Raw genomic sequence first — 24,440 nt, 5'->3', positions numbered from 1 at the left:
TCGTCATCCCGAGATGACGGCTATGAGCCGAGTTCCGGGCTCGAACCGGCCACGGTCGATGAGAGCGAAGACGCCGTAGAGCATCTTCGCGACGTACACCCAGTCGAGCTGGATGCCGTGGCGGGCCTGGAAGTCGGCGATGAAGTCATCCAGCTCGGGTTTGCGTTTGGCGAAACCACCGAAGTGGAACTCGGTCTCGATGTGCCAGTTGCCACTGGCCGCGCCGAAGGCGTCGCGTTGCAGCTGGTCCACCTCGGCGTTGAGGAAGTCGCCGCCCTTGAGGGCCGCGAAGCCGATGGCGCACTGTTCCTTCCGCAGGCCGTGGGCGATTCCGGCCAGGGTGCCGCCGGTGCCAACCGCACAGCAGATGACGTCGAAGGGGACGGTGATCTCGGTTGGCAACTCGGCGCAGCCCTTCAGTGCCAAGGCGTTGCTGCCGCCCTCTGGCAGGTAGTAGAAGTCGCCGAACTCCTCGTGCAGGCGCTGGAGAACCTTTGGCTCGGTCTTGCTGCGGTAGGTCTGGCGGTCAAGGTAGCTGAGGGTCATGCCTCGGCTTACGGCGAGCGCCAGATTGTCGTTGAGCGGCAGGTGTTCCTCACCGCGGATCACGCCGACGGTCGCGAACCCGAAGTGCCTACCCGCGGAGGCGGTCGCGGGGACGTGGTTGGAGTAGGCCCCGCCGAAAGTGAGCAGCTGTGTGAAGCCCTGTTCCTTTGCGGCGGTGATGTTGTGCTGCAGCTTGCGCCACTTGTTGCCGCGGAGTTCGGGATGGATGAGGTCATCGCGCTTGAGGTACACCGCAACTCCACGACGTTGGGCACGCTCATCAGTTAGTTCGACGAGGGGCGACGGCAGGCGGAGGTCCGGCAACGGCATGGGCACAATCTAGATGCCGGCTGGCTGTTCGGCGGGGCGGAGAGGACCGGCGTGCAGGATCGGTGACGGGTGGGTCGGCCGGGGCAAGGTGCACCGGGTCCCAACAGTGCGCCGAACAACACCCAAGGCGACAGGAGTGGGCTCGGGGACGCCATGAGGGTGCACACGTCGAACTGTGCCGCAGCGACTGCGACACGCCCGGTCGTGGTCCAGTTGATCCGGTTCAGCAGCGTTTGGCGAGGACCGGCGAGCCTGCCTGGGCACGGGGACGATGCTGGTGCAGCGGAGATCGGCTGTGGCAACGTCGCTCTGGATGGCCAGGACGCCCACGCTGCTGGATACGGGGAAGCCCGATCTCGGCGACGCGGGCATCACCACCATGGCCGACATCGTGCGCCTGGAAGTCGTCCGGGTCGACATGAGCGGACCCGACGTCCGCGTCATCGCCTGTCCAGAGCGCTGAGCGCGGCGTTCACCCGGCCGGGTGGCGCCGCGATTTTCGAGTGAGGCAACGGGGAAGTCGCGACTACCCTCGACGGCCATGGGCCTGTCCCTCCCCCTGATGGGCCCACTAGGGGAACGCTGGTCCGCCTCATCCCCCCTGGTGGACCAGCGTCCCCGCCAGGAACGAGCGTCCAGATCAGCTCGGCGTCGGTTCCAGGACGCGGAGTTCCTCGTTGCTGAACGGCGGCGTGTTCAGGCCGTCCTTGTGCGGGGTCCGGAGCGCTTTGAGCAGGATGCTGGGTCGCAGCAGGTTGGTCGCCGGCGCGGACAAGGTGAACACGTCGATTTGCGCCTCGGCGATCGTGGGGTTGTTCATGGCCTTGCGGCCGAGCCAGTCCTGGAACGCGTACTGGAGCCGGGCGGCTCGACCGGGACGCGGGCAGTCGGTCTGCGGGAAGCGGAGGTCCTGGGTGGTGGCCATCGTCCAAGCGTCGTCAGCCGCAGCGGCGATCGACTGCTGGATCTGCTGGGTGCCGTCGGCACCGTGCTGGGCCAGTCCGTCGCGGAGGGCGATGGCGGCGCGGGCGGCGACGGTGAGGCCGTGCCCGTAGACCGGGTTGAAGGTGGCGTAGGCATCGCCCAAGACGACCAGGCCGCGTGGCCACTGCGGCAGGCGCTCGAAGTAGCGGCGCCGGTTCGCGTGCGCACGGAAGCCGAAGGCCGGACCGAGGGGTTCGGCCGCGGCGATCAGCTTGGCGATGGTGGGGTCCGGCAGACTGGCGGCGAAAGCGCGCTGGCCTTCCTCGTCCAGGGTGGGCTGGGAGCCGGGGGCGCCGGAGAGGGTGACGGTCCACTGCCCGTCCTCGATCGGGATGAGCACGCCGGAGCGGCGGGATCGAGTGGTCAGCGCCGGGTTGGCCTGGATGTTGACCGCCGGGAAGTCCTGCGTGGCCTCGTCAGGGGCGCGGAAGATCCTGGTGGTGTAGAAGATGCCGGGATCCACGGTCACTTGGTGTACCGGGGGAAGGCCGAGTTCGGTCAGCCAGTCGAGGGCCTGGGAGCTGCGGCCGGTCGTGTCGACCACGAAGTCCGCGGACAGCTCGATGACCTCACCGGTGGCGCGGTCCCGGCACCGGGCGCCGGTGACCGCGGTCGAGCTGCCGGTCAGGCCGAGGACGTCGGTGGCCTCGATGAAGCGGAGCTGGTCGCCGTGGGGCAGCCGGGATCGGATGGTCCATTCGAGCAAGCGCCTGCTGCTGCCGATGATGTACTGGGTGCCGGGACGGCGGTGAAACCAGCCGTAGGGGGTCAGGGCCAGGTAGCGGTCGGGCAGGCCGATCCGCTGTGCGCCCTTGGCAAGCAGCGAGTCGATCAGGCCGGGCATGAGGTCATCCAGAGCGCGCGCGCCACCGGAGACCAGGGCGTGGGTGTGGCGTGCGTGCGGGGTGCCTTTGCGGTCGGTGGGTTCATCGGCGAAGCGGTCGCGGTCGACGACGGTGACGGTGTCGGCGACCGGGGAGAGCACGTACGCGGCGAGGGTTCCGGCGAAGCCGCCGCCGAGCACGAGGGCGTTGCGGATCCGAGGTGTCGGCATTGCGGTCCCTTCGAGGTGGGTCAGCGGGGCGTGGCCGCTGCGTGATCCGAGGTGCTCGCCACCGGGGCGGTGCTGGCCGCGGCCAGGTTGTTCAGGCCGGGGTCGCGGAAGGCCGCTGCGATGCTGGTCAGGCGGGCGCGTTCGGCCGCGAACGCGTGGTGGGCCTGCTCCGCCGCGCCGTGTTCCGGCACGGTCGTGACATCGGCGCTGCGTTCGCCGCGTTCGTAGGCGGCCAGGGCAGCCTTGATCTCGGCTGCTTCCTGGTAGGCCTGTGCTTGGGCGTCGGTGAGGTCGGCCTCGCGAATGCGATCGGCGATGGCAGCGGCAGCCCGGGCCGAGCGGTAGGGCTCCAGCAGTTGCAGCCAGTCGTTGATCTCGATCACGCGCCAGAACAGGCGGCTGCTGGCCTGGAACCGGCTGCCGAGGTGGTGCTGCTGGTGGACCAGCTCGGGGTCGACTGGCTGGAGCGCCCGCCACAACGGAAGCAGCCGCCGGTGGTCGCGCACCGCGTCGGGGTAGTCGGCGAACTTCTGCACGGAGATGGGCAGCTTCGGTCCCCACACCGGGATGGACATGCCCATGATCACCAGTGGCGCGGACAGGATGTTCAAGGAGGGGCCGACATGGGTGCTGAGCAGGCTCAGGTCCTGGTCGAACCAGGTGGCGATGATCGCGATGAAGGTCACCGTGCCGTAGGCCACGCCGAACAGGATGCCCACCGCGGTGATGCGCAGCCCGCGGCGCAACCACGCTCGCCCGGCGGTGGTCGGCTCGGCCGTCCACCGCCAGCACATGTACGCGATGTTGGCCATGCCGACGGTGTAGGCCAGGAAGTGCAGCGCCATCTGCTCACCGAAGAACGGCGCGGCCGGATAGGTGACGAGGAACTCCAGGTGCAGGTCGGCCGGCGGGCCGCCGAGCACGAACAACACCACCTGGGTCACCGCGATGGCGCCGTAGATCGAGAGGATCCAGCGGGCGCTGCGCCAGGCCCGCGCGGGGGAGTACCGCCAGTACAGCAACATGACCTGGCCGGAGCCGACCCAGCCCATGGTGACCACGCCCATGACGATGACCGACAGGCTGGGAATCCCGGTGAGCTTGTTGAGGTTCACGCCAATCAGGGGCACCGCGACCAGGAAGCCAATGGCGACGCAGATACCCGAGGTACACAGCGGAAGAATCGCCGGGCGCTGCGCCGCCGGGGCCGCTCGCCACGACCGGTACTTGTGCGCGACCAGCGCCAAAGTGCCTATGGCGCAAAGGAAGTAGAAGATATAGAAGATCATCTTAGCTCCGGTTCGCGGCGAACCCGAGCGAGTACCAGACCCGGGTGGCGGCGTCGTCGTCGGCGACCTGGAACGGGTCGACCTGCTGTTGCCCGGCCACGGCGAGGAGGTCCTGCATCAACGCGCCGGCGACCTGTTCGGCTTCCTGTTCGTCCGCGGCGGTCAACGTGGTCCGGCGGGCGAGCATCCTGAGCAGGCCCGGGGAGAGGTCGGGGGTGAACAGCGTGCTGCCCTCCTCCTCCGTGATCCGTCCCGGCTCATGGCCGCAGATCATGTGGGCCAGCTCGTGCAGCAGGATGAGCAGCCGGTGCGGCCAGCTCCGGGCGGTGGTGACGAAGATGAAGTTGCTGCCAGCGGTGTCCTGGGCCCAGTAGCCGCTGAGCCCGCGCGCGCTCAGGTCGTCGAAGTACAGGTGGATGGGCTGACGAAGCCGGTTGCCCACGACATCGCACAGCCGAAGGCAGACCGAGGCTGTGCTCGCCGAACGGTCGAGGTTCAGCTCCCGGATCAGTTCCCGGCGAAGGTCTTTCAGCTGTTTACGGTTCATGGTCCCGCCTTGTGGAGCGTCTCCTGGTTCACGTCACACCGCCATGTGCCGTGCCGCCAGATGGTTGTCCGTCAGGTGTCTCCGGAGCCCGCGCGGAACGGGTCAGGGCTTCTTCTACCGCGTCAGCGGCCTCGGGTTTGAGCGCCTTGACCAGCGTCCGCACGAGCGAGTCGCGAACCTCTTCGGTAAGTTCGGGCGCGCGAGTGACGACCTTCTCGATGCCCAGCTCGGCCATGGTGCGGTGGAACCTCAGCTGGCTGTCCATCTGCTCGGCCAGCTCCTCGTCGAGGAAGTAGGCCGGCGGAGAGTGGAAAACCTCGGCAAGCATGATCACGTGCCGCAGGCGGGGGTTGGTGTTCTTGCCGCTGCGCAGATCGATGATCGTGCTCGGGGAGATCGTCCAGTTGGTGTCGCCCCGTTCCTTGCCCCGCTCACGGACCGCCGCGACTGCCGCGTCCAGGGTGAGTTCGTTCTTCTCCGGGTGACGGGCCAAGTCGAAAAGGGTGTTCAGCTTCTCGCGGAAGGACCGTTGCGACAAGCTCCGCGGTGCCCGATCGCGCCGCCCGCCGACGAAGTAGGCCGGGTGGACGTTGAGGAACTCCGCCAGCGCCTCAACCGTGGCCAGCGTCGGCTCGCGGGTTCCCCGACGTAGCTGGGCGATATAGCTGTGGCTGACCCCGATCGCCTGGGCCAACTTGACGTTGGACATCGGCTGACCATCGGTGTTAGCGCAGAGCTGTTGCAGGACAGCCGGGAACGAGCGAATACCGTTCTCGACCACGACGTCACCTCCCGAGCCGTCGCCCCCTGGCCCACCTCACATCAAACGCTTGTACTTCTTCGGGGGCGATACCCCGATCGGGTCTACTTGAGTACAAGCTCTCCAGACTGTGCCTATGCTGCCAGTCTCGACATCTGCGCAGATATGAAGATCATTTACTCAGATGAGTTTCGGGAGTGATAGCGGTGCGTGCTACACGAGCGGCAACGGCAGCCGGTTGGGATGTTTCTGCGGCCGAAGCTGGTGACGATCGCGCTGGAGATCGAACTCCACTTCCCCGGAGCACTCAGGAACAGCCCGACTCGGCGACACCGGGAAATGGATCGCACTGCGACAGGTGCGGGCAGCCCGTGAACGCGCCCCGTCTCGACCACCTGACCCGCCTTCCTGACCGGTGGGGCTGGGAGGAAGCGGCGCCGCGACTCCTCCGAGAGACGGCCACACGCGGTGGCGCGCTCGTCCTCCTGATGCTCGACATCGACGAGTTCAAGACGATCAATGACACCCACGGTCACCTCGCCGGCGACGTCGTGCTGCGGATGGTTGCGGACTGCCTGCGAACGGTGATGCGACCGGGAGATCTACTTGTCCGTTACGGCGGTGACGAGTTCGTCGCGCTCTGCGTGGTGGCCGATGCGCACGAAGCGATCCAGGTCACCCGCAGAATCGCCCGTGCGGTGCGAGACACGGCCATCCTCGCGCCTGACGCGCGGGAGGACATCACGGTCGGCATCTCGGTCACGGCGGCCATCGGCGCGGCGGCGTTCCGACCAACGTCGGACGGGTGCGTTATCTCCATAGACGCGGCGCTTCGACACGCGGACGCCGCACTGCTTGAGGCGAAGGGAGCGGATCAGGATCGGGAGTGCGTGGTGTTCCTCGGCCCCTTGACGGGGGGTGGATTCGAGATCGTGTGACGGGCTCGGGTCGGCGGGGGCGGACTCGGGTGTGCGTTCGGGGAAGGGAAGCCGGGACTGGTAGCGCGGCGACTGGTTCCAGGCTTCAGGACGGGGAGAAACATGGTTTCCAACGACATCAACTGGGGCGAAGCACAGGAGGCGCTTCGCGTTACACACATGGAGTGGGCGGTGCAGGTGCTTGTAGCCCTGGATGAGGGCCCGAAAACGTGGACTGCCCTGCGCGCTCAGGTTCGCGACAGCGGCTTGAAATCTGGTAGAGCGCTTCACGACAAGGTGTACAACCGCACCCTGATGGCCATGGCGAAAGGAGGACTCATTACCCGCGAGGAGAAGTGTGGGTTTCCGCGTACGGTGACTTATCGGTCCACTGGCAAGGCGGCCGGCGTACTGCTCGCCTTGAGGTCGTACGACGACTGGTCCCAGAAACGCAAGGCGTAACGATACGAGCAAGGCATTCAGCAAGAACCGACTTCACCGATGATCACCTTTGTCACTTTCCACTCACCGTCGGTGTTGCGCACGACTGCGGAGGTCTTTCGCCGCCCAACAGGGCGGTCCTCAGCCGCGCCACCTCGCGCCTTGTACTTGCGCCACGAAGTCGTGTCGACGCAATCGACTATGTCGGCTTCGATGGGCACTTCCGGAATCCGAACGGCGGCCACCCTCGGCGACAGCCTCGGCTGCCCCAGGGTGACCAGGCCAGCCATCGAGTCGTCGTACATCATCCCGCGCAGCGCCGTCAGCGCCTGACCGGACGCATGGCTGGCCAACGCGTTGACCTGGTGATTACTGCTCGCTGCGGCGATAGTGAGCTGATGCCACATGCCTTGATAGGCATCCAGAGCGGCCCGAACCGCATCGGTGTCATCGACAGCAGCTGTCGAAGTCGGCATTCCGATGGACGTCTGCGTGCTGGACAACGGTTCGCTTGGCAGTGCACTGTCTCCTGCCGGTTGCTTCACCGCGCCGCAGCTGGACGCCACCATCACCGCGCCTGCGGCGATCGCTCCCCTGAAACAAAGCGAGTCGCGACGAGTTAGCCACATGATCTCTCCTCCATGAATTGGTCTTCTATCTGATACCAGCACGAGGGCACCGGACAGCAAGGTGTGTATGACCGGACACTTCTGCCCGTAAGAAAGGTCTTGTTCGACTGCGGTCCCCCTTTCGGGTATTTGCTCGATACGGGCACAAGTGTCCGGTCGTACGTACCTTGCGGTCCGTCGGTACCAGTCGACTAAACAGGAGGCGTACCCAACGAGGGTCACATGGCAGGAGGTTGATCACTCATGAAGACGCAACTTGTTTTCCCAGGAGCCATTGCCCTGACCAGTCTGTTGTCGGCGGTCGGTCTGACGGGACCGCCCGCGTCAGCCGAAGTGCGCCAGCCAACGTCAACGCAGGCTGTCGTGTGCGAGTACACGGCCCCGGCTGGGACTGGCGCATACGGTCATTCGCAGTACACCTTCTATGAATCTCACATTCGATACTTCCCCCGAGGCAGTGTCGTGTGGGCAGCCCCGACGGTCGTGGTCAACACCTCGAATCACTACGACTTCGCAGTACGTGAGCTGGCCGGATCAGGTGGCGGCTGGGCGTCTGCTGAGCGGCTCCGCAGGACGGGCGCCAAGTGCCACGAGCTGCGTTAACTACAAGACCCGAGGAGGCAGACCATGTCCGGTCATCAGGTCGCACCAGCCGTTCGCCACCGCGCAGGTGCCGCCGGAGCGGCGGCACTACTTGATCGAGGAGTACACCATGTCCGCTGCCGTGGTCTGCGGGCTCTTCGGGATGACCACGGGTCCGGTGCTGGTGGTCTGCCTGCTCCGACTTGGCGCGAAGCTGGATCCGCGGCTCGTGCAGCACCGCGGTGTGGTGATGATGCTCGCCGGGCTGGTGCTGCTGGCCTGCCTGGGTGCTCGCCGTGCGGGCGATCCAGCACTGCCGGCCTGGTGCTTGCTGGTGGCGCTGGGGCTGGTCCTAGCGGCCATCGACTGGGAATGTCGGCGCCTGCCGCATCCGCTCACCGCCGTGTTGGGGCTCGGCGGGTTGATCCTGCTGGCCGCGGCGTCGGCGTGGCTGGGCGAGTTCGGCGGGTTGTGGCGCGGTGTGGCCGCCGCGGCCGTGGTCGGAGTCGTGACGGTAGCCCTGCACGTGGTCCAGCCCGCCGGGTTCGGTGGCGGCGACGCGGTGTTGTTGCCGGTGCTGTCGCTCTTTCTGGGCTACTTGGGCTGGGAGCACCTGTCACGCGGGCTCGGGCTGTCGATCCTGCTGACGGGAGTGGTCGCGGTGGGGCTGTTGGTCGCGGGTCGTGCTCGGTGGGGGCAGGGCGCCGGGTTTCCGGCGGGGCCTCCGCTGATCGCCGGGACGCTGCTCGTCGTGATCTTCCACTGACTGCGGCTCGCTCGCCGCACCGAATGGAATGGAGCCGATCATGACCCGCAGCACCGGCACCCGCTGGCTGGCCTTTGGCCTGCTGGCCCCTGGCCTCCTGCTCGGCGGCGCCTGCACCCCGAAGAGCACCACCAGCTCCCCTGCACCGAGCCCTTCGACCACGACCCAGGCGGCCGCACCTACGAGCTCGGTGGCGGATGCCTCGGTGGCGGCGAAGGCGGTCTACGAGGAGTTCTGGCAACTGGCCAGCACGATCGACAAACGGCCGGAATCGGAGTGGCGGCCCAACCTCAGCAAGGTCGCGACGGATCCGCAACTGACCAGGAGCGTGCAGGGGTTGGGACTGTTGCGGGAGCAGTCGATCGCGCTCTACGGCACGCCCACAGCTCGGATCACCAGCGTGGATGTCGTCGGAAGCCGCGCCACCGTCCAGGACTGCCAGGACGGCAGCAAGGCCGGGCAAGCTGACGCCAAGACCGGGAAACCGAAAACCGTTGGGGTAGAGCGGAATCCGATCACTGCGACCTTGTTGCGCGACGGTGAAGGGCGTTGGCGGGTCTCGGATGTGGTGTTCGGGGGAGGTGCGTGCCGATGATGCCCCCTCGCGCGGTTGCCGTGTTCGCAGTGGTGCTCGCGTTCGCCGCAGCCCCGCCGGCCCGGGCCGGAGCGGACCGGGATAGCCCGATCACGGTGGTGCCCGGCGATCTGTTCGGCCACATCGGCGGCCCGACCGTCGACCTCGGCGCCACCGCACCCGGCCAACCGGGCCGCCCCGGCCGCGGCGCAAGCGCCTCCTACGGCCACAGCGGGCCAGCTCCCGTCTGCACCTACACCCAGGCCGCGCACAGCCCGTCGGAGATGTTCGGCAAGTACCGCGAGTGGCACGCCGGCTCGCTGGGCGGGGACGGCAAGGTCGCCTACACCCGCACCTGCAACGGGATGACCAGCGGCTGGGTCACCGGCCCCACCCCAGCACCCGGTGCCGCACCGGCGCCGATCCTGCCCAGCCCCGCTGAGCTGGCCGCGCGGGCCTACGAGCAGCTGGTGCTGCCGTTGCCGGTGCCGCGGTTGTCCCCGGACCTCCAGCTCGGTGACGGCCGCCGGGCCACGGTGGTCGGTGAGCACACCTGGTTGTGGACCGAGCCGGTGGTGTGGCGGCCGCTGGTGGAGCGGGTGCAGGCCGGGCCGGTGTGGGCCCAGGTCACCGCGAACCCCGCCACGCTGTCCTTCGACTCCGGCATGGGCCCCACCCGCTCCTGCACTGGCCCTGGCACCCCCTACACCCGCGCGGCGGGCCTGCACGCGGCCTCACCGGACTGCGACTTCGTCTACCCCCGATCCACGCACGGCCAGCCCGGCGGGCAGGTCCGTACTCGGTTCGCCATCAGCTGGTCGGTGAGCTGGACCGGCTCCACCGGCACCGCCCCCGCCGGGGGCCGGCTGCCCGACCTGGTTTCCCGCGCCGAGCTGCCGCTGGCCGTCGTGGAAGCACAGGCCCTGCGCCAGGCCCAGCCCATGCCTGCGTTGGTACGTAAGGAAAAGGGGTGAGCGGCATGGGACACCCCTTCCCCGCCGCGCCCGCCGCCGAGCGGGACGGTGTACACGTCCAGGCGCCCCGCTTGGGTGCTGGGGTGATGTTGCCGCGGCGGCGCCGCTGGTGGCTGGTGGCCGCCGCGGTGGTGCTGGCCGCTGCGGCCGGGTACGGCAACTACGAGCTGGTCGCCGCCCACGACGCCCGGGTCACCGTGCTGGTGCTGGCCCGCCCGGTGGACTGGGGTCAGCGGATCACCGAGGCCGACCTCGCCCTGGCCCGCACCGTGGAGGACCCGGCGGCCCGGATGATCCGCGCGGAGGAGCGCGCCAGCGTGCTCGGCAAGACCGCGGTGGCCGGGTTGCCCGCGGGCAGCGTCCTGGCCCCCCAACACCTCAGCGACACCCCGATCCCGGCCGCGGCCCAGCAGCTGCTCGGTCTGGCCTGCAAGCCCGGCCAGCTACCCGCCCGCGGCCTCCGGCCAGGCGAGCGAATCCAGGTCACGCCGGTCACCTCCAACCACAGCGGCACGGAGGGTGTTACCAGAGGGGGCACCTTCATCGCTCTGGTGGCGGGGATCGGGACGCCGGATTCCCAAGGCGGGATCACCGTCGATGTCCTGATCGCCACCAAGGACACCGCCGCGGCCACTGCGGCCGCGGCCGGTCCGGTGATCCTCACGCTGCTGGGCCCGGAGAAGTAGAGGAAGGAGGTCGACGGTGATGGCCATGATCGTGCTCGTGTCCGGCAAGTCCGCGCCCGGCGCCACAACCACTGTGGCCGCCCTCGCCCACGGCTGGCCGGCACCGCTGGTGCTGGCCGACTGCGACCCGCACGGCGGCGACCTCGCCACAGGTTGGCTGTCCACGTGGTGGCTCGGGGGCTGGCTGGGTCTGGGGGTCGGGGTGTTGTCCTTCGTCACCGCCACCCGCCACACCACCACCGTCACCGCGGATCAGCTCACCGGTCACCTGCAGGCAGTCCCTCCAGCCCCGCACGCTCGGTTGCTGGCCGGGCTGGCCGATCCGGGCCAGGCCTCCGCGGTCGGCGAGGCCGGATGGCGCCGCGTGGCCGCGGGGCTGAGCGCGCTGGCGGCTGTGCCGCGGGGTGGGGTGGATGTGCTGGCCGACTGCGGGCGGCTGAGCGATGGGGCGGAGGTGCCGTGGCCGGTGCTGGAGGCCGCCGACCTCGTCCTGCTCGCCGTGCGCCCCGTGCCCCGGCACATCCACGCCGCCCAACCCGCCCTGACCGCGCTGCGGCAACGCATTCCGGGTGAGCGGCTCGGGCTGGCGGTGTGCGGGACCAGCGCGCTGGGCGTGCGCCAGCTCCAGGGACTTTTCGGTGTTCCGGCGCGGGTGAGCTTGCCCGAGGACGCGGAGGCGGCGCGGGTGTTCAGCGATGGCGCCGCCCACCGCAAGATCGCCCGCACGCTGTTCGGGCGTGTCGCTGCCCGATCCGCCCAGCGTCTGCGGGCCACCACAACCACCGCCAGGTCCGCGCCCTCGACGCTGGCCGCAGTGAACGGAACCCCACGATGACCGCCAACCATCCCGGCCATGCCCCGCCGCTGCGGCGCGCTGGCCTCCACGCCGTCCCCACCGCCCCCCGACCGCCGCGCCAGGCAACAGGAACGAGCAGGCCGGACCCCGAGCTGGTGCGCCAGATCCGCCTCGCCGTCGCCGCGCACCAGGAAGAAGCTGACCGGCACAGTGCCCCCGGCCAAGGTGAGCCCCAAGCCCCCGCCGCCGAGCACGCCCACGTTCTGGGGTTGGTGCAGGAGGAGATCACCGCCTGGGTCGTGCGCCGGGCCCAGGCCGGGCACCCGCCGGTGTCGCCGGCCTTCGAGCGCGACCTCGCCCAGGCGGTGATGGCCTCGATGTCCGGGCTGGGCGCGTTGCTGCCGTTGCTGGAGCGCGAGGACGTGGAGAACATCCACATCCACGGCCACGACCAGGTGTGGCTGGAGCTGGCCGACGGCTCGATGCAGAGCTGGCCGTACGTGGTGGCCGACTCCGACGCCACCCTGACCGCCATGGTCGCCGACCTCGCCGCCCGCATGGGCCAAACCGCTCGGGAGTTCAGCCCCGCCACCCCCATGGTCTCCTTCCGCCTGCCCGCCGGGGGCCTGCTCGGCGCCCGGCTCTCCGCGGTGATCGCGGTCTCCGAGCGGCCACGCATCGCCATCCGCCGCCACCGCCTGCACGAGGCCGGACTGGATGACCTCATCCGCGGCGGAACCGTGGACTCCATCCTGACCGCCTTCCTACGTGCCGCGGTCCGCGCCGGGAAGAACATCCTGATCACCGGCGGCCCCTACACCGGCAAAACCACCTTCCTGCGCGCCCTGGCCCGGGAGATCCCCGCCCACGAGCACCTGGTCACCGTCGAAGACGACGCCGAACTCGGCCTGCACCTACTGGGCACCCACCTGGTGGTCACCCCTTTGGAGACGCGGCAGGCCAACGCCGAAGGCGTCGGCGAGATCACCCTGGACGACCTGCTCAAGCAAACCCTGCGCCACTCACCCAGCCGGGTCCTCGTCGGCGAGGTCCGCGCCGGAGAGGTCACCTCCCTACTGCGCGCACTGGGCAACGGCGCGGCCGGGGGCATGGCCACCCTGCACGCCGCCTCCACCACCGCGGTCCCCGACCGGATCGCCGCCCTCGGCCAGCTCGCCACCCCGCCGTTGCCGGTGGAGGCCGCCTACCGCTGGACCGCCTCGGCAGTACACCTGGTGGTGCAGCTGGCCAAGGCCGACCACCACGACCCGACCACCGGCCGCTCCAGCCGTCAGCGCTTCGTCACCGAGATCGCCGAAGTCGGTCCGATCGGCGACACCGGCCGCCCCGACCTCACCCGCATCTTCAGCCCCCGGCCGGTCGATGGCCGCGCGGTCCCGGACTTCCCACCCAGCCCGGCCCTGCTGGCCGACCTGCTCCGGCACGGCTTCAACCCCGCGCTGCTGCAACAGGTCGATGGGGACTGGCAGCCCGCGCTGCTGCGGCGGGACTTGCCATGACCGCGGCCTCGGTGCTGCTGGGCGCGGTCATGGTGACCGCGGTGCTGCTGGCCCTCGCCGGCTGGCACCGCACCGCCCCGCGACCGCCCCGAGACGGTCATCACCCCCACCGTCACGGGGCGGCGCGGGCGCGGCCACCACGCTGGAGCACGCTGCGCCCCCCGCTGCTGGCCTGCACCGCCGCCGGGCTGGTGTGGTGGGGCACCGGCTGGCCGGTCGCGGCTCTGGCGGCCGGGCTCGCCGCCACGCTGCTGCCGCGGGTGGTGGGGCAACCGGGCAACCGCCACCTGATCACCACTCTGGAAGCGGTGGCGGAGTGGACCCGCCGGTTGGCCGACCTGCTCGGCACCGGCGCCGGAGGCCTGGAAGCGGCGATCATTGCCAGCGCCCGCACCGCCCCCGCCGCGATCGCCGAGCACGTGCACGCCCTGGCGGCGTCCACCCGCGGAGGCGGGCTGGAGCCGGCGTTGTGGACCTTCGCCCGCGAACTCGACCACGCCGCCGCGCACCGGGTCGTGGCCTGCCTGATCCTGCGCCACCGCTCCGGCGGCCGGGGCCTGATCCCGATTCTGGACGAGCTGGCCCGCTCCCTGCGCCAGGACGTCGCCGCGCGCCGTCAGGTCGAAGCCGACCGCGCCAAAGTCCGCACCAGCGTCCGCGCTCTGCTGGCCATCATCACCGTGATGACCGTCGGTCTGTTGGCCGCCAGCGAGGACTACCTCGCGCCCTTCGACAGCGTCACCGGGCAGCTGTGGCTGGCCGTGGTGGCCGGGATGATCGGCCTGGCGTGCGCCTGGCTGGCCGCGCTCACCCGCCCCCGACCCGAGCCGGGATTCCTGCACCACACCCGAGCCCCGGGCACTGGGCGGGGGTGGCGGTCATGAACTCCACCGGCCTAGTTGTCGCGCTGGGCGTGTGCGCGGGACTGGCGCTGGCATCGCTGATCGCCGCAGTGGCACCGCCGGCGCAGGTGAACCTCGTCGTGGCCATGACCCGGGCCCAGGACCTCCTCGCCCAACCCGACACGACCGAGGCGCACTCGCAGCGCCAGCGGTGGTGGCCAGGGACGGTGCTGGCCGTGCTCGCCGAGCGATCGACGAACTCGACCAGCCGCTGGTGGGGCGCACCGGCAGTGGAGCTGGAGCTGTTGCAGCGCACCGTGACCCGCTACATCGCCGCCCGTCTGGGATGGGCGCTGGTGGCCGGTGTCACCGCCGTCCTGACCGGCACCGTCCTCGACGCCGATGTCCTCGCCGTCACGGTGCTGGCCGGTGCCAGCGCTGTCGGTGGGTCGCTGATCCCGGCCGCCCGGGTCCGGCAGGCGGCGGGAGCGGCCCGCGCGGAGTTCGCCCGCACCCTGGCCTCCTACCTCGAACTCGTCGCCCAGGAACGCGCCGCCGGAGCCGCCGCAACACCGGCCCTGGTGCAGGCCGCCTCGCTGGGCAGCGGCTGGGTGTTCACCCGCATCCGCGACATTCTCACCTCCGCCCGCCGCACCGGCACCCCAGTCTGGGACGCCCTGGCCCAGTGGGGACAACGGTTCCAGGTGCCGGCAATGGCTGAACTGGCTGACATCGTGGCCACCGCCGCCGACGGCGCCGCCGTCTACACCACCCTGACCGCCAAGGCCACCGCGCTGCGCCACGCCGCCCTGGCCACCGACCGGGAAAAAGCCAACCGCCGCTCCGAAACCCTCGTCGGCCCCCTGGCCTGCCTGCTGATCGCCTTCATGATCCTCATCATCTACCCGCTGTTCGCCCGCATCCTGGAAAGGACGTGAACCCCATGCCCCGCATCGCCAGAGCCCCCACCAGGTTGAGGAACCGGTGGGACCAGCTCGCGTTGCACATCCTGCTGTTCTCGATTGCCACCGACCCGCCCCGGACGCTCCCGCGCGGCAGACGGCACCGGGCTTGCCGCCGGGGTGGCGACGATGGTGTCGAGACCGTGGAGATCGCCATCGGCATCGCCCTGGCCGTCGGTGTCGCGCTGCTGGTCTGGGCCGCCTACAAGGTCTTCGTCCAGAAGTACCTCAACCAGCTCCCGTGACCGGTGATCCACAATGGACAACAGCACCCTCCACACAGGACACACCGGCACACACCGGCCGCGATGGGGTGATCGGGGTGCGGCGACCGTGCAGTTGGCGGTGCTGCTGCCGATGCTGTTCCTGCTGTTCGCCCTGGCCACCCAGCTCGGGATCCTCTGGTACGCCCGCAGCATCTGCCAGGCTGCCGCCCAGGCCGGGCTGCAGGCCACCCGCACGGTCACCGGCACCCCCGCCGACGGCCACACCGCCGCCAACGCGTTCCTGACCCGCGCCGGCACCGGGCTGCTCGCTCACACCGCGGTTAGCGCGAGTAGCAGCCCGACGGTGGTGTGGGTGGAGGTCTCGGCCACCGTGCCCCGCCTGCTGCCCGTCCCCGGGCTGGAGCTGCGCATCACCCGCAGCGTCACCGGCCCGAAGGAGCGCTTCACCACCCCCAGCGACACCCACCCTGCCGGGAGCCCGCGGTGAGCGGCCGTGTGCGCCGCTGGGGTGGTTCGGCTGGGTCGGTCAGCGTGGAGTTCGCCGCCGCCGCGGGCCCGGTCCTGCTGGCCACGATCGCGGTGATGATCGCGGCCGGGCGGATCGTGCTGGCCGACCATGTGGTCACCGACGCCGCCACCGCCGCGGCCCGCACCGCCTCCCTGGCCCGCACCGCCTCCCTGGCCCGCACCGCCACCCACGCCCACCACACAGCCACCACGACCGCACACCGCGTGCTCACCGAACAACAGCTGCACTGCCGCAGCATCACCATCACCATCGACACCTCCGGCTTCACCGCCCCGCCCGGCCTACCCGCCACCGTCTCGGCGACGGTGACCTGCGTGGCCGAGCTGTCCGACCTGGCCCTGCCGGGACTACCAGGCACCCGCATCCTCCGGGACACCTTCACCAGCCCCCTGGACCCGTTCCGGGGCCGGACATGACAGCCCCGGCCACGCGGCGGTTCGACGACCGCGGGGCGGTCAGCGCGATGACCGCGATCCTGCTCACCGCCCTGCTCCTCGTCTTCGCGCTCCTGGTCGACGGTGCCGGGCGGCTGCGGGCGTACTCGCGCGCGGATGCCATCGCCGGCGAAGCCGCCCGCGCGGCCCTGACCGCGGTCGACACCCGCAGCACCCCCATCCAGCTCGACACCGCCACCGCGCACACCACCGCCGGTTCCTACCTGACCCGCTCCGGCTGCCCCGGCACGATCGCAATCACCTCCAACCGCACCGTCCGCGTCCAAGTCCGTTGCACCGACAAGGCTCGGGTCGGCCTGTTCGGCTCCCACTACACCGTCACCGGCACCGCCACCGCCCAACTCGACACCGGCCCACGCAGCGGGGGCCGGTCATGACCAGCGCCCGCCCACCCCGCCGTGCGGGCGACCTCGTCCGCGCCGCCGGTGCCGTCGTGCTGGTGGCCGCGTTGGTGATCGGGCTCCCGGTGGGGCTGCTGAAGCTCGGCGCCGATCCGCGCCGCCTGATTCCCGAGCGGTGGCCCCGGCTCGACGAGCTCGGCCCTTGGCTGGAACGCACGTGGCATGCCGCCCGTTTCGCCTGGGCCGACGGCACCCTGCTCCCCGGTCTGCTCCTGGTCGTGCTCTGGGTGGCCTGGCTGTTCCTCCTCGGCCTGGTCCTGGCCGAAACCGTCGACCAGTTGCGCCACGGGATCCGCGCCGTACGTCCCGGGGTGGGGCCGCGGCGGTGGATCGCCGGGCTGATCGCCGCCATCCTCATCGCGCTGCTGCCCCAGTCCGCGCTCGCCCTGCCCGCCACCGGATCGACCACGGTCGCCACCGCCCTGCACGACCCCGACCGCGCCGAGACCGCGAAAGCCAACAGCGGCAAGGGCTTCACCGTGGAGAGCGGGTTGGCGCGTCGGCGAACGGTGGATGCGGCGGTGCGCCCGGAATGCCCCCGGATCACCGTCCGGCCCGGCGACACCATGACCAGCCTGGCCTCCATCCACCTGGGCGATCCCGGTCGTTACCGCGAGATCCACCGCCTCAACGCCGACCGCATCCCCCGCGCCGAGCTGCTCTACCCTGGCGACGTCCTTCTCCTCCCACCACCCGCACAGACCCAGCCGGGACCCGGGACGACCGCGGTCACGGTCAAGGCCGGGGAGACCGCATCCTCGATCGCACAACGGGAATACGGCCACCCCAGCGACTGGCGGCGGCTGTGGCAGGACAACCACCACCGCCCCCAACCCGACGGCCGATCCTGGACCGACCCCGACCAACTCCGCCCCGGCTGGAACCTGTGGATCACCGCGCCACCGCCACCGCCACCGGTGCCGCCTGAACCTCCTCCGTCGCAGCCTGCTCCCCCGAGCCCGCCGTCGTCACCGCCACCGAGGCCGGGGCAAACCAGCGAGCAGGAGCGCGGCGAGCCCGCCTCGACCGAGGCAGGATTCGAGCTGTCCACCGGCGCGTTCGTCAGCCTCGGCCTGGCCACCGCCGTCACCGCCGCACTGGCCATCCTCAGCTTGCGCCGACGGCGCCGCTACCGCATCGGCAGCGGCGAGCGCGCCGACCTGCACCAGCCCCTGGCCCCGGTCGTGCGTGCCTTGCGCATCGTCCACGACCACGCCACCCCTCCATCACCGCCCGCAACCGCCCTTCCCTCGGGCCACATCAGCCTGGGAACCGGCCAAGACCAGGAACTCGCGCTCAACCTCGCGGCCACCGGCGGCCTGGGACTGCTCGGCCCCGGTGCCACCGCCGCAGCACGGGCACTGCTGCTGCACCTGCTCACCACGACCGCCCACCGCGACCAGCCGCTCCGCGTCCTCCTGCCGAGCACCGACATCGCAGCCGTGTTCGATGGACTCGACCACGTTCCGGCGCATCCGGCGATCACCATGACCACGACCCTGCACAGCGCCTTGGCCGAGATGGAGGCGGCGCTGCTCACCCGCCGCCGGGCGATCACCGAAACCCGACACCTCCGGCCTCAGCAAGACCAGCTCGTCCTCCTCGCCCGCCCCGGGCAGGACCACCACCGGCTCCGGGCGATCCTTCGCGACGGAGCCACCCACGGCCTGGCCGCGATACTCCTCGGGCACTGGCCATCTGGGACCACAGCCCACATCGCACTCGACGGCACCGCCACCGAAGCCGCTCCCGCAGACCACCTCTCCGGCATCCGGCTGTTCACCCTGCCCGCCGGCGACACCGCGGACCTGCTCAGCCTCCTGCAGCAGGCCGCTCAGCCTCATCCCGAGCCTTCGGCCATCGCGCCGGAACCGCTAGCATCGGACGTCCCAATCCCGGACCGCCAGCAGGACAGCGATAGTGCGCCAACGCCGCCGCCCTCGGATACGACAGCGGTCAGCGCCGAGTCCTCCGCCGCAGGCCCACCGCCAACCGACTCCGGCGAACCCACAGGTGCCACCACTCCCCTGCGCCTGCAGATTTTCGGGCAACTGCGCCTGGCCCAGGTCATCGATGGCGAGCAGCACGACCTGACCGGCGCGCTGACCACCAAGCAGCGGGAACTGCTGGTCTTCCTGGCCTTGCACCCCAACGGCGTCCGCCGGGAAGTCCTCAACGACGCCATCTGGCCGGACAGCTCGATCAGTCGCCCGTATAACAGCCTGCACTACACCCTTTCCCGCCTGCGCCACGCCATGAGCAAGGCCACCGCCAACCAGATCGTCAACCTCATCCGCACCGACGACGGCCGCTACCAACTCGACCCCGCGCTCATCCGCACCGACTACGACCGGTTCCAGCGCGCGACCAGCTACCGCGGCCAGCCGGCCGAACTCCGGCACCGCGCCCTGGCCGAGGTGCTCGACCTCTACCAGGGCGAACTGGCCGAGGATTTCAGCAGGACCTGGCTGGACGCACCCCGCGAAGCCGCCCGACGTGACGCCCTGGACGCGGCCGGGCATCTCCTGCGCGTCGAACAGGATCCAGAGATCCGACTCCAGCTTTTGGAACGCGCGCGACTCCTCGACCCGCACAACGAAAGCATCTACCAGGGAATCATCCGCATCCAGGCTCAGCTGGGACAGTTAGACGCAATTGGCCGCACCTATGCACTTCTGGTGAGCAACTTGCGCGCCATCGATCAGCTACCGAGCCGCGACACTGATAAGCTTGTCGAAGACCTGCAGCGCGACCATCGAAACACATCCCGGCAATGTGCGACGACCGCAGCTCGGTCACGATATTCTATTCGCCCCAGTTAGGCAGCACGACGAGTTGTTTCTCGCTCGTAACCGTTCCTGCCTCAAATCACCGCTCCAAACGCTCTCGCCACAGGTGCCCACCGCTGGTGATATTGCTTTTCGGCCACACAGGATGCACTTAAGGGCTTCCTCGCACCGTTCCATCAGGACTGCCCGCTAGAGCGGTAACCCCACGGACCAGCGAACTGCCTGGCAGCACGGCCTCCCGCCCCTACCAATGCGGCGCCCAACTCAGTGGCCGGGAGGCATTAGAACAGTAGTTGGTCGGGTGGTTGCTTCGCGTCATCGCTGAGTCCGCGGCCAGGCGGACAGCGTTGGCCGCGGTTCCGGCCGTGCCCGGCCTTCCGCCGACCACGGGGTTGCGCCTGCGACTCATCCTCTCCCTGCCGGCTGGGTCACGCCGCCTCACTCCTCGACGATGCGCCAGATCAGACCGCCCGGCTTCCACAGCAAGATCACGAAGGGCGACAGGGTGCTGGCGTTGACCTGCGCGTTCGTCACGTGCCGTATGTAACGGATCGATAACGTCACCCTGTGCCGGACTTGCGGAGTGTCGACTCGCGATGTGTACTTCTACATGTCGACTCCACATCAGTTAGTCAACACCTCGGAGCGGCGGTGAGGACCGGGACACGGCGTCCTGCGAGCCACCCACCCAGGGAAGTTGACCGCCTGGTTCGACGGTCGGCAGAAGCCCCGCATAGCGCGGGCAGCGGCTTGGGCCGCGCGGACAGCAGCGACACCGTGCAGAGCAGCGGGAAGAACGACGTGCAGCCACACGCGCACAACCCATGTGGGAATGCGTAGTAACTGTGCTTGCAGCTTCACCGCGTAAAGCTCTGCTATAGAGCGGAGTAGCGCGCATAAACGGCATGCCAGCTTCGGCGTGTCCCCAAGATAATTCCATGGTGGTCTAGCACCGACATACGTCGCGTCACAAGGGCGTTCGTGGTTGTTTCAGACGGTTGCCGCCATTGGGCATCTCGGGATTGAGGTAGTGACCTCTCCGGCCCATAGCACGTCACGCCTTCACGAGCATGGTTCCCTGTATCGCGCGCTAGACATAACGGCGCATTAGTTCCCCATGGAACGCACATCGATTTCGACCAACGTGGGCACCCGGACAGTCTTTCGCTGACCGGGCGACCCAGCTTGACACCAGTTCAGTACCTCACGCACCTAATGGCGTGAAATAGGCGAGACCTCGGCGGGATGGCCGTCCCTCCGAGGTCTCTTGACATATCGGATGGTGACTCCGCTATGCCCGCAACAAGTGTAGACCAATGCGTAACCTGTACCCAATCGACACCCCTGGAGGCCACTCAGCAGCCTGAGAGCTGCGCGCCGTGCCTGACCCCGCTCGACACCGAGTGCGAGGACTGCCACACGCTTACCGATGACACGGCAGAGACAGACGATCACAAGACGGTGTGTCTGGACTGCGCCGAATATGAATATTACCTCTGTGACCACTGCGGACTTTACGCGAAATCCTCTCACGACACGGATTTCGGCGAGGCGTACTGCATTGAATGCGTCAACAAGTATCTTCACGAGTGCGACCTGTGCGAGCGATTCACCCGGGATTCAGAGGAAGCTAACGATGGCAACTTCGTCTGCCAGGTGTGCGCAGATCAAGAATACCGGCGGTGTTCGTACTGCCTCAACCTGAACCCGTACGGCGAGTCATGCGACTGCGAGGGTGCAAACAGTAGCGATTTCGTATACGACTACTCATACAAACCGCGTCCCGTATTCCACGGCGACGGCCCCCGGTTCCTCGGACTCGAACTGGAAACCAGCACCAAGTTCGCGGATTTTGAAGAATGCGCCGAAGTGGCCGCAACCAGCCTGGGCGATCTCGGATACTTGAAGGAAGACAGCTCGATTGATAGCGGTTTCGAGATCGTGACCCACCCGATGTCGTACGCATGGGCGCTGGACCACTTTCCGTGGCATCTGCTGGCAAGACTGAGCGCGCATGGTTGCAAAGCAACCTACGACACCGGAATTCACGTGCACATCAGCCGGAAAGCATTCCGCTCGCCTGGTCACATCTATCGATGGATGAAGTTTCTTCATCGAAACGCTGAGCAGGTCACCTCGTTGGCGCGACGCGTATCAAATCAGTGGGCATCGTTCGACGCTGACGGCCGTTCCCACGTCAAGGACTACGCCAAGGGCGGGTGCGGAGATCGCTACCAGGCGATCAATGCCAATCCAAGGGAGACGTTCGAGCTGCGCATTTTCGCCAGCTCACTTCGCCCGCGCGAGGTTCAAGCCGCGCTGGGCCTGGCAGACGCTTCGGTCCAGTACGCAAGCGAACTGACTATCGCAGATATCGCACAAAAGGGCGGCTGGGATTGGTCAGCGTTCGCGTCCTGGCTCGACCAGCACCCGGAATACGCCGCCTTGAAGGAAGAAATGGAGATCCAGCAATGTGCATCCTGACTTTTGTGCCCCCAGGCACCTTGCCGGACTCCGACGCTTTGCGCATGGGCGCGTTCAACAATCCGGACGGCCACGGCTTCGCCATCGTCCAGGACGGTCAGATTGTAGTCCGGCGCGGGATGGACCCCGACGAGCTAATTGAAGACTTCACCAAAATTCGAGCGGAGCATCCCGACGGCCCGGCACTGTTTCACAGCCGGTTTGCCACTCATGGCGATATCGGCGAAGCGAACTGTCATCCGTTTGAAGTGGGCGGGGATCCTCGTACCGTACTAGCCCACAACGGCATTCTTCCTGCCAACGTTCAGCCCAAGTTCGGCGATAGGCGATCTGATACCCGGATTGCCGCTACCGAATTCTTGCCGCGCAACCCGTTCGGATCACTCACTCTCCGGCGTTCACGGCGTCGCTTGGCTGATTGGATGACCGCACTCAACAAGTTTGTCATCTTGACCGTGGATGCGCGCTACCGACGGCAGTACTACATCATCAACGAAAAGTCGGGCATCTGGGATGGCGGTAGCTGGTACTCGAATGACGGGTACCTCAGGCCGCAGTGGTCGGCACAAATGGCGCACTCACCCGATGTCCCCGGTTTCGATGACTACGAATGCGAATGCTGTTTCGAGGTGGGCTCGATCGACGTCCGCACGGGGGTTTGCCTGGTGTGCGAGTGCTGCTGTGAGTGCGGCGAGTACTACCGCTTCTGCGGATGCCCCTGGCCTGAACAGTGGGACGCCTCCCCCGTTGAGCCGCCCATGACCCTGGATCTGGATCTGGTCACCGGGGCTTGACCTTCGGCGACGCAACGCGCCCCACCACCCCTGAGCCCGGTGCCGTGCCCGGACGCCCGTCCGCACGGCACCGGGCTTTCCGCCCCCGGGCTACCCACCGTGGCCGAACTCAGCCGAATCCTTGGCCAGCCCTGCGGTTCGTGCGGTCCGCGCCGAGGGCCTGGCCCTCGTTCTCCGCTCAGGAAGGAACCTTCCAATGAACAACACCGAGCCCCGGGACGGCTTCACCGTCGCCCCCATCACCGCGACCTCGGTCGCTGAGATCGACCTCGCGCAGCTGACAGGGGACGGGCGGTTCCGCTACTCCCCTGCCCCGCAAGACATCGTGCACGACAACACCTACCGGGCGTCACGCGCCGCGACCGCGCTCGTTGGCTATTGCCACTCCACCGGCGTCCTTGGAACCGACCCCTTCTGGGTGTTCGTCGGGTTCCTGGCCGACCTGTACCACCTCGCCGACGGCTTCGGCGTCGACCTGCGCGCCGCCATGGGGACCGCGCGCGAGCACTACACCGCCGAAATCATCGGCGCGAACTGAACCCACCATCCGTCCACAGTGGACTTTAGGCACCGTGGATCGGAGCAGAACCGAATGGAGACAACGACATGAACGCCCATCCCGTCCCGGCAATCGAACCCGGTGAGGTTTACGTCGCAGTCAACCCGCCTACCAGCCACGTGTTCCCCGCACTGGTGGACCACCACCGCGCCAACGGCTTTGCCCAGCCCCGGTTCCGGCCTGCTGTGCTGGAGGCCATCACCGCCTGGGTCAACAGCACCAACACCGCAGGCGACCCCAGCCCAGCGAGCGGCATGCAGATCCTTGCCGGTCTGCTGGACCTCGGCTACAACACCACCCCCACCGTCTCCGTCCCCGACGACATGGCGGCACTAGTCGAAGCACTGGACGTGGTGGCCCCGGACACCCATGGCCGGTATCCCCTCGGAGCGGGCACCGTCGAGTGGACCATCACCGCGCCCATGGACGAACCCGATCCCCTAGAGGCACTTCGTGCCGAGACTGACCGGCTCACCCCGCTGGCCGGGGAAGGCATTGTCACGATCTCCGCACGGGGCAACGATCCGCTGTTTCCCGCGCTCATCGACTCCGAGCGCTGGAACGGGTTTGCCAGCCCGCGATTCCGTCGCCCCGTGGCCGAAGTCGTGGTCGCGTGGCTCAACACCACCTACCGGGCCTCACCGGACGGTTCCTACTGCGGCTACTGGGACGAAGACGTGATCGTTCTCGTTGACCCGCAAGCCGTTGACGTAGACGGCTACGTGCCCGAACGCATCGAACCCGACCCCGAGGGCTATTACGTCCTCGGAGCCTGGGAATGGGCCTGGGAACTGGTCTCAGCCCCCTCAGCGAGGTAGCGCCAGTTCTGCCGTAGCCGCACGCGCTGCGGTCCGCAGTGCGGGACACGGACTCCATCACCGTGCGCCCACCGCGCTGTCAAGCGCCTCGTGCCTGACCTCGGAGCGCCCCGCGCCTTTCGGCCCTGTGGTCGAGCGGGGCGCACCTCGGCGAGCACCAGCAGGTCCTCAGCCTGCGCTTGCCT

At 68.6% G+C, this 24,440-nt stretch carries 25 protein-coding genes; 19 read left to right on the top strand and 6 right to left on the bottom strand.

All coding sequences use genetic code 11. The features are described 5' to 3' along the window. Positions 1–3: 3 nt before the first annotated feature. Positions 4–876, bottom strand: a complete 873-nt coding sequence (locus tag N8J89_RS03905; protein WP_283662987.1) for a 1-aminocyclopropane-1-carboxylate deaminase/D-cysteine desulfhydrase — start codon at positions 874–876, stop codon at positions 4–6. A 295-nt stretch (positions 877–1,171) separates the two neighbouring features. Here N8J89_RS03905 and N8J89_RS03900 point away from each other — a divergent pair, with 295 nt between their 5' ends. Further along, positions 1,172–1,339, top strand: a complete 168-nt coding sequence (locus N8J89_RS03900) for a hypothetical protein (RefSeq protein WP_283662986.1) — start codon at positions 1,172–1,174, stop codon at positions 1,337–1,339. 177 nt (positions 1,340–1,516) lie between these two features. On the opposite strand, the gene N8J89_RS03895 is transcribed toward N8J89_RS03900, so the two are convergent. The 4 genes from N8J89_RS03895 to N8J89_RS03880 are packed head-to-tail and all read right to left on the bottom strand — an operon-like array spanning position 1,517 to position 5,531. Next, on the bottom strand, positions 1,517–2,914 hold the full coding sequence (locus N8J89_RS03895; RefSeq protein ID WP_283662985.1) for an FAD-dependent oxidoreductase: 1,398 nt from the start codon (positions 2,912–2,914) through the stop codon (positions 1,517–1,519). Between the two features lie 20 nt (positions 2,915–2,934). Continuing rightward, complete coding sequence (locus N8J89_RS03890; protein ID WP_349497441.1) at positions 2,935–4,203, bottom strand: MAB_1171c family putative transporter; 1,269 nt, start codon at positions 4,201–4,203, stop codon at positions 2,935–2,937. A gap of 1 nt (position 4,204) precedes the next feature. After that, entirely contained in the window at positions 4,205–4,750 is a 546-nt protein-coding gene (locus N8J89_RS03885; protein ID WP_283662983.1) for a M78 family metallopeptidase domain-containing protein, read from the bottom strand. A 28-nt stretch (positions 4,751–4,778) separates the two neighbouring features. Next, positions 4,779–5,531 carry a helix-turn-helix domain-containing protein gene (locus tag N8J89_RS03880; protein WP_283662982.1) on the bottom strand — a complete coding sequence of 251 codons (753 nt, stop codon included), beginning with the start codon at positions 5,529–5,531 and terminating at the stop codon, positions 4,779–4,781. Between the two features lie 350 nt (positions 5,532–5,881). Between N8J89_RS03880 and N8J89_RS03875 the strand changes: the two genes are divergently transcribed. Together N8J89_RS03875 and N8J89_RS03870 are read left to right on the top strand one after the other, a co-directional pair. Next, positions 5,882–6,448, top strand: a complete 567-nt coding sequence (locus tag N8J89_RS03875; protein WP_283662981.1) for a GGDEF domain-containing protein — start codon at positions 5,882–5,884, stop codon at positions 6,446–6,448. Positions 6,449–6,550: 102 nt separating this feature from the next. Beyond that, complete coding sequence (locus N8J89_RS03870; protein WP_283662980.1) at positions 6,551–6,889, top strand: hypothetical protein; 339 nt, start codon at positions 6,551–6,553, stop codon at positions 6,887–6,889. Between the two features lie 17 nt (positions 6,890–6,906). Here N8J89_RS03870 and N8J89_RS03865 read toward each other — a convergent pair whose 3' ends face one another. Beyond that, positions 6,907–7,497: a hypothetical protein gene (locus N8J89_RS03865; protein ID WP_283662979.1), complete on the bottom strand. Its 591-nt coding sequence runs from the start codon at positions 7,495–7,497 to the stop codon at positions 6,907–6,909. A 712-nt stretch (positions 7,498–8,209) separates the two neighbouring features. Here N8J89_RS03865 and N8J89_RS03860 point away from each other — a divergent pair. The 16 genes from N8J89_RS03860 to N8J89_RS03785 all read left to right on the top strand — a co-directional run bounded on the left by N8J89_RS03860 (position 8,210) and on the right by N8J89_RS03785 (position 24,255). Next, a complete protein-coding gene (locus N8J89_RS03860) occupies positions 8,210–8,845 on the top strand; it encodes a prepilin peptidase (protein ID WP_283662978.1) in 636 nt (211 codons plus the stop codon). Between the two features lie 40 nt (positions 8,846–8,885). Further along, positions 8,886–9,440, top strand: a complete 555-nt coding sequence (locus tag N8J89_RS03855) for a hypothetical protein (protein WP_283662977.1) — start codon at positions 8,886–8,888, stop codon at positions 9,438–9,440. Next, positions 9,437–10,393: a hypothetical protein gene (locus N8J89_RS03850; RefSeq protein ID WP_283662976.1), complete on the top strand. Its 957-nt coding sequence runs from the start codon at positions 9,437–9,439 to the stop codon at positions 10,391–10,393. Before N8J89_RS03855 ends, N8J89_RS03850 begins: the two co-directional genes overlap by 4 nt. A 5-nt stretch (positions 10,394–10,398) precedes the next feature. Beyond that, positions 10,399–11,079: an SAF domain-containing protein gene (locus N8J89_RS03845; RefSeq protein ID WP_283666088.1), complete on the top strand. Its 681-nt coding sequence runs from the start codon at positions 10,399–10,401 to the stop codon at positions 11,077–11,079. A gap of 25 nt (positions 11,080–11,104) precedes the next feature. Continuing rightward, complete coding sequence (locus tag N8J89_RS03840) at positions 11,105–11,914, top strand: CpaE/TadZ family protein (RefSeq protein WP_283662975.1); 810 nt, start codon at positions 11,105–11,107, stop codon at positions 11,912–11,914. A 116-nt stretch (positions 11,915–12,030) separates the two neighbouring features. Continuing rightward, complete coding sequence (locus tag N8J89_RS03835; protein WP_283662974.1) at positions 12,031–13,395, top strand: TadA family conjugal transfer-associated ATPase; 1,365 nt, start codon at positions 12,031–12,033, stop codon at positions 13,393–13,395. Then, positions 13,392–14,279 (top strand): type II secretion system F family protein, encoded by an 888-nt coding sequence (locus tag N8J89_RS03830; protein WP_283662973.1) that lies wholly within the window; start codon positions 13,392–13,394, stop codon positions 14,277–14,279. Before N8J89_RS03835 ends, N8J89_RS03830 begins: the two co-directional genes overlap by 4 nt. Beyond that, the gene (locus N8J89_RS03825) at positions 14,276–15,175 is read left to right on the top strand and encodes a pilus assembly protein TadB (protein ID WP_283662972.1); all 900 of its coding nucleotides are present in this window, start codon (positions 14,276–14,278) and stop codon (positions 15,173–15,175) included. Before N8J89_RS03830 ends, N8J89_RS03825 begins: the two co-directional genes overlap by 4 nt. 357 nt (positions 15,176–15,532) lie before the next feature. Next, a complete protein-coding gene (locus N8J89_RS03820; protein WP_283662971.1) occupies positions 15,533–15,913 on the top strand; it encodes a TadE/TadG family type IV pilus assembly protein in 381 nt (126 codons plus the stop codon). Continuing rightward, positions 15,910–16,371, top strand: a complete 462-nt coding sequence (locus N8J89_RS03815) for a TadE/TadG family type IV pilus assembly protein (protein ID WP_283662970.1) — start codon at positions 15,910–15,912, stop codon at positions 16,369–16,371. The genes N8J89_RS03820 and N8J89_RS03815 overlap by 4 nt, the downstream gene beginning before the upstream one ends. Further along, positions 16,368–16,787, top strand: coding sequence for a hypothetical protein (locus N8J89_RS03810; protein ID WP_283662969.1), 420 nt, complete (start codon positions 16,368–16,370; stop codon positions 16,785–16,787). The genes N8J89_RS03815 and N8J89_RS03810 overlap by 4 nt, the downstream gene beginning before the upstream one ends. Then, a complete protein-coding gene (locus tag N8J89_RS03805) occupies positions 16,784–19,633 on the top strand; it encodes a LysM peptidoglycan-binding domain-containing protein (protein ID WP_283662968.1) in 2,850 nt (949 codons plus the stop codon). Before N8J89_RS03810 ends, N8J89_RS03805 begins: the two co-directional genes overlap by 4 nt. 1,260 nt (positions 19,634–20,893) lie before the next feature. After that, a complete protein-coding gene (locus N8J89_RS03800; RefSeq protein ID WP_283662967.1) occupies positions 20,894–22,084 on the top strand; it encodes a hypothetical protein in 1,191 nt (396 codons plus the stop codon). 44 nt (positions 22,085–22,128) lie between these two features. After that, positions 22,129–22,878 carry a class II glutamine amidotransferase gene (locus N8J89_RS03795; protein WP_283662966.1) on the top strand — a complete coding sequence of 250 codons (750 nt, stop codon included), beginning with the start codon at positions 22,129–22,131 and terminating at the stop codon, positions 22,876–22,878. Between the two features lie 196 nt (positions 22,879–23,074). Beyond that, on the top strand, positions 23,075–23,416 hold the full coding sequence (locus N8J89_RS03790) for a hypothetical protein (RefSeq protein ID WP_283662965.1): 342 nt from the start codon (positions 23,075–23,077) through the stop codon (positions 23,414–23,416). A gap of 68 nt (positions 23,417–23,484) precedes the next feature. Continuing rightward, entirely contained in the window at positions 23,485–24,255 is a 771-nt protein-coding gene (locus N8J89_RS03785; RefSeq protein ID WP_283662964.1) for a hypothetical protein, read from the top strand. Positions 24,256–24,440 lie beyond the last annotated feature (185 nt).

It is taken from the genome of Crossiella sp. CA-258035 (assembly GCF_030064675.1).
In the GTDB taxonomy this organism is placed as follows: Bacteria; Actinomycetota; Actinomycetes; order Mycobacteriales; family Pseudonocardiaceae; genus Crossiella.
The sequence above is the reverse complement of the archived record's forward strand: the minus strand, read 5'-3'. Positions and strand labels throughout refer to the sequence as shown.

Excerpts from the sequence above, each read along its gene's own strand:
- N8J89_RS03905 (WP_283662987.1), bottom strand. The coding sequence starts at position 876 with ATGCCGTTGCCGGACCTCCGCCTGCCGTCGCCCCTCGTCGAACTAACT.
- N8J89_RS03895 (WP_283662985.1), bottom strand. The coding sequence starts at position 2,914 with ATGCCGACACCTCGGATCCGCAACGCCCTCGTGCTCGGCGGCGGCTTC.
- N8J89_RS03890 (WP_349497441.1), bottom strand. The coding sequence starts at position 4,203 with ATGATCTTCTATATCTTCTACTTCCTTTGCGCCATAGGCACTTTGGCG.
- N8J89_RS03885 (WP_283662983.1), bottom strand. The coding sequence starts at position 4,750 with ATGAACCGTAAACAGCTGAAAGACCTTCGCCGGGAACTGATCCGGGAG.
- N8J89_RS03870 (WP_283662980.1), top strand. The coding sequence starts at position 6,551 with ATGGTTTCCAACGACATCAACTGGGGCGAAGCACAGGAGGCGCTTCGC.
- N8J89_RS03865 (WP_283662979.1), bottom strand. The coding sequence starts at position 7,497 with ATGTGGCTAACTCGTCGCGACTCGCTTTGTTTCAGGGGAGCGATCGCC.
- N8J89_RS03860 (WP_283662978.1), top strand. The coding sequence starts at position 8,210 with ATGTCCGCTGCCGTGGTCTGCGGGCTCTTCGGGATGACCACGGGTCCG.
- N8J89_RS03855 (WP_283662977.1), top strand. The coding sequence starts at position 8,886 with ATGACCCGCAGCACCGGCACCCGCTGGCTGGCCTTTGGCCTGCTGGCC.
- N8J89_RS03850 (WP_283662976.1), top strand. The coding sequence starts at position 9,437 with ATGATGCCCCCTCGCGCGGTTGCCGTGTTCGCAGTGGTGCTCGCGTTC.
- N8J89_RS03845 (WP_283666088.1), top strand. The coding sequence starts at position 10,399 with ATGGGACACCCCTTCCCCGCCGCGCCCGCCGCCGAGCGGGACGGTGTA.
- N8J89_RS03840 (WP_283662975.1), top strand. The coding sequence starts at position 11,105 with ATGATCGTGCTCGTGTCCGGCAAGTCCGCGCCCGGCGCCACAACCACT.
- N8J89_RS03830 (WP_283662973.1), top strand. The coding sequence starts at position 13,392 with ATGACCGCGGCCTCGGTGCTGCTGGGCGCGGTCATGGTGACCGCGGTG.
- N8J89_RS03825 (WP_283662972.1), top strand. The coding sequence starts at position 14,276 with ATGAACTCCACCGGCCTAGTTGTCGCGCTGGGCGTGTGCGCGGGACTG.
- N8J89_RS03810 (WP_283662969.1), top strand. The coding sequence starts at position 16,368 with ATGACAGCCCCGGCCACGCGGCGGTTCGACGACCGCGGGGCGGTCAGC.
- N8J89_RS03805 (WP_283662968.1), top strand. The coding sequence starts at position 16,784 with ATGACCAGCGCCCGCCCACCCCGCCGTGCGGGCGACCTCGTCCGCGCC.
- N8J89_RS03800 (WP_283662967.1), top strand. The coding sequence starts at position 20,894 with ATGCCCGCAACAAGTGTAGACCAATGCGTAACCTGTACCCAATCGACA.
- N8J89_RS03795 (WP_283662966.1), top strand. The coding sequence starts at position 22,129 with ATGGGCGCGTTCAACAATCCGGACGGCCACGGCTTCGCCATCGTCCAG.
- N8J89_RS03790 (WP_283662965.1), top strand. The coding sequence starts at position 23,075 with ATGAACAACACCGAGCCCCGGGACGGCTTCACCGTCGCCCCCATCACC.
- N8J89_RS03785 (WP_283662964.1), top strand. The coding sequence starts at position 23,485 with ATGAACGCCCATCCCGTCCCGGCAATCGAACCCGGTGAGGTTTACGTC.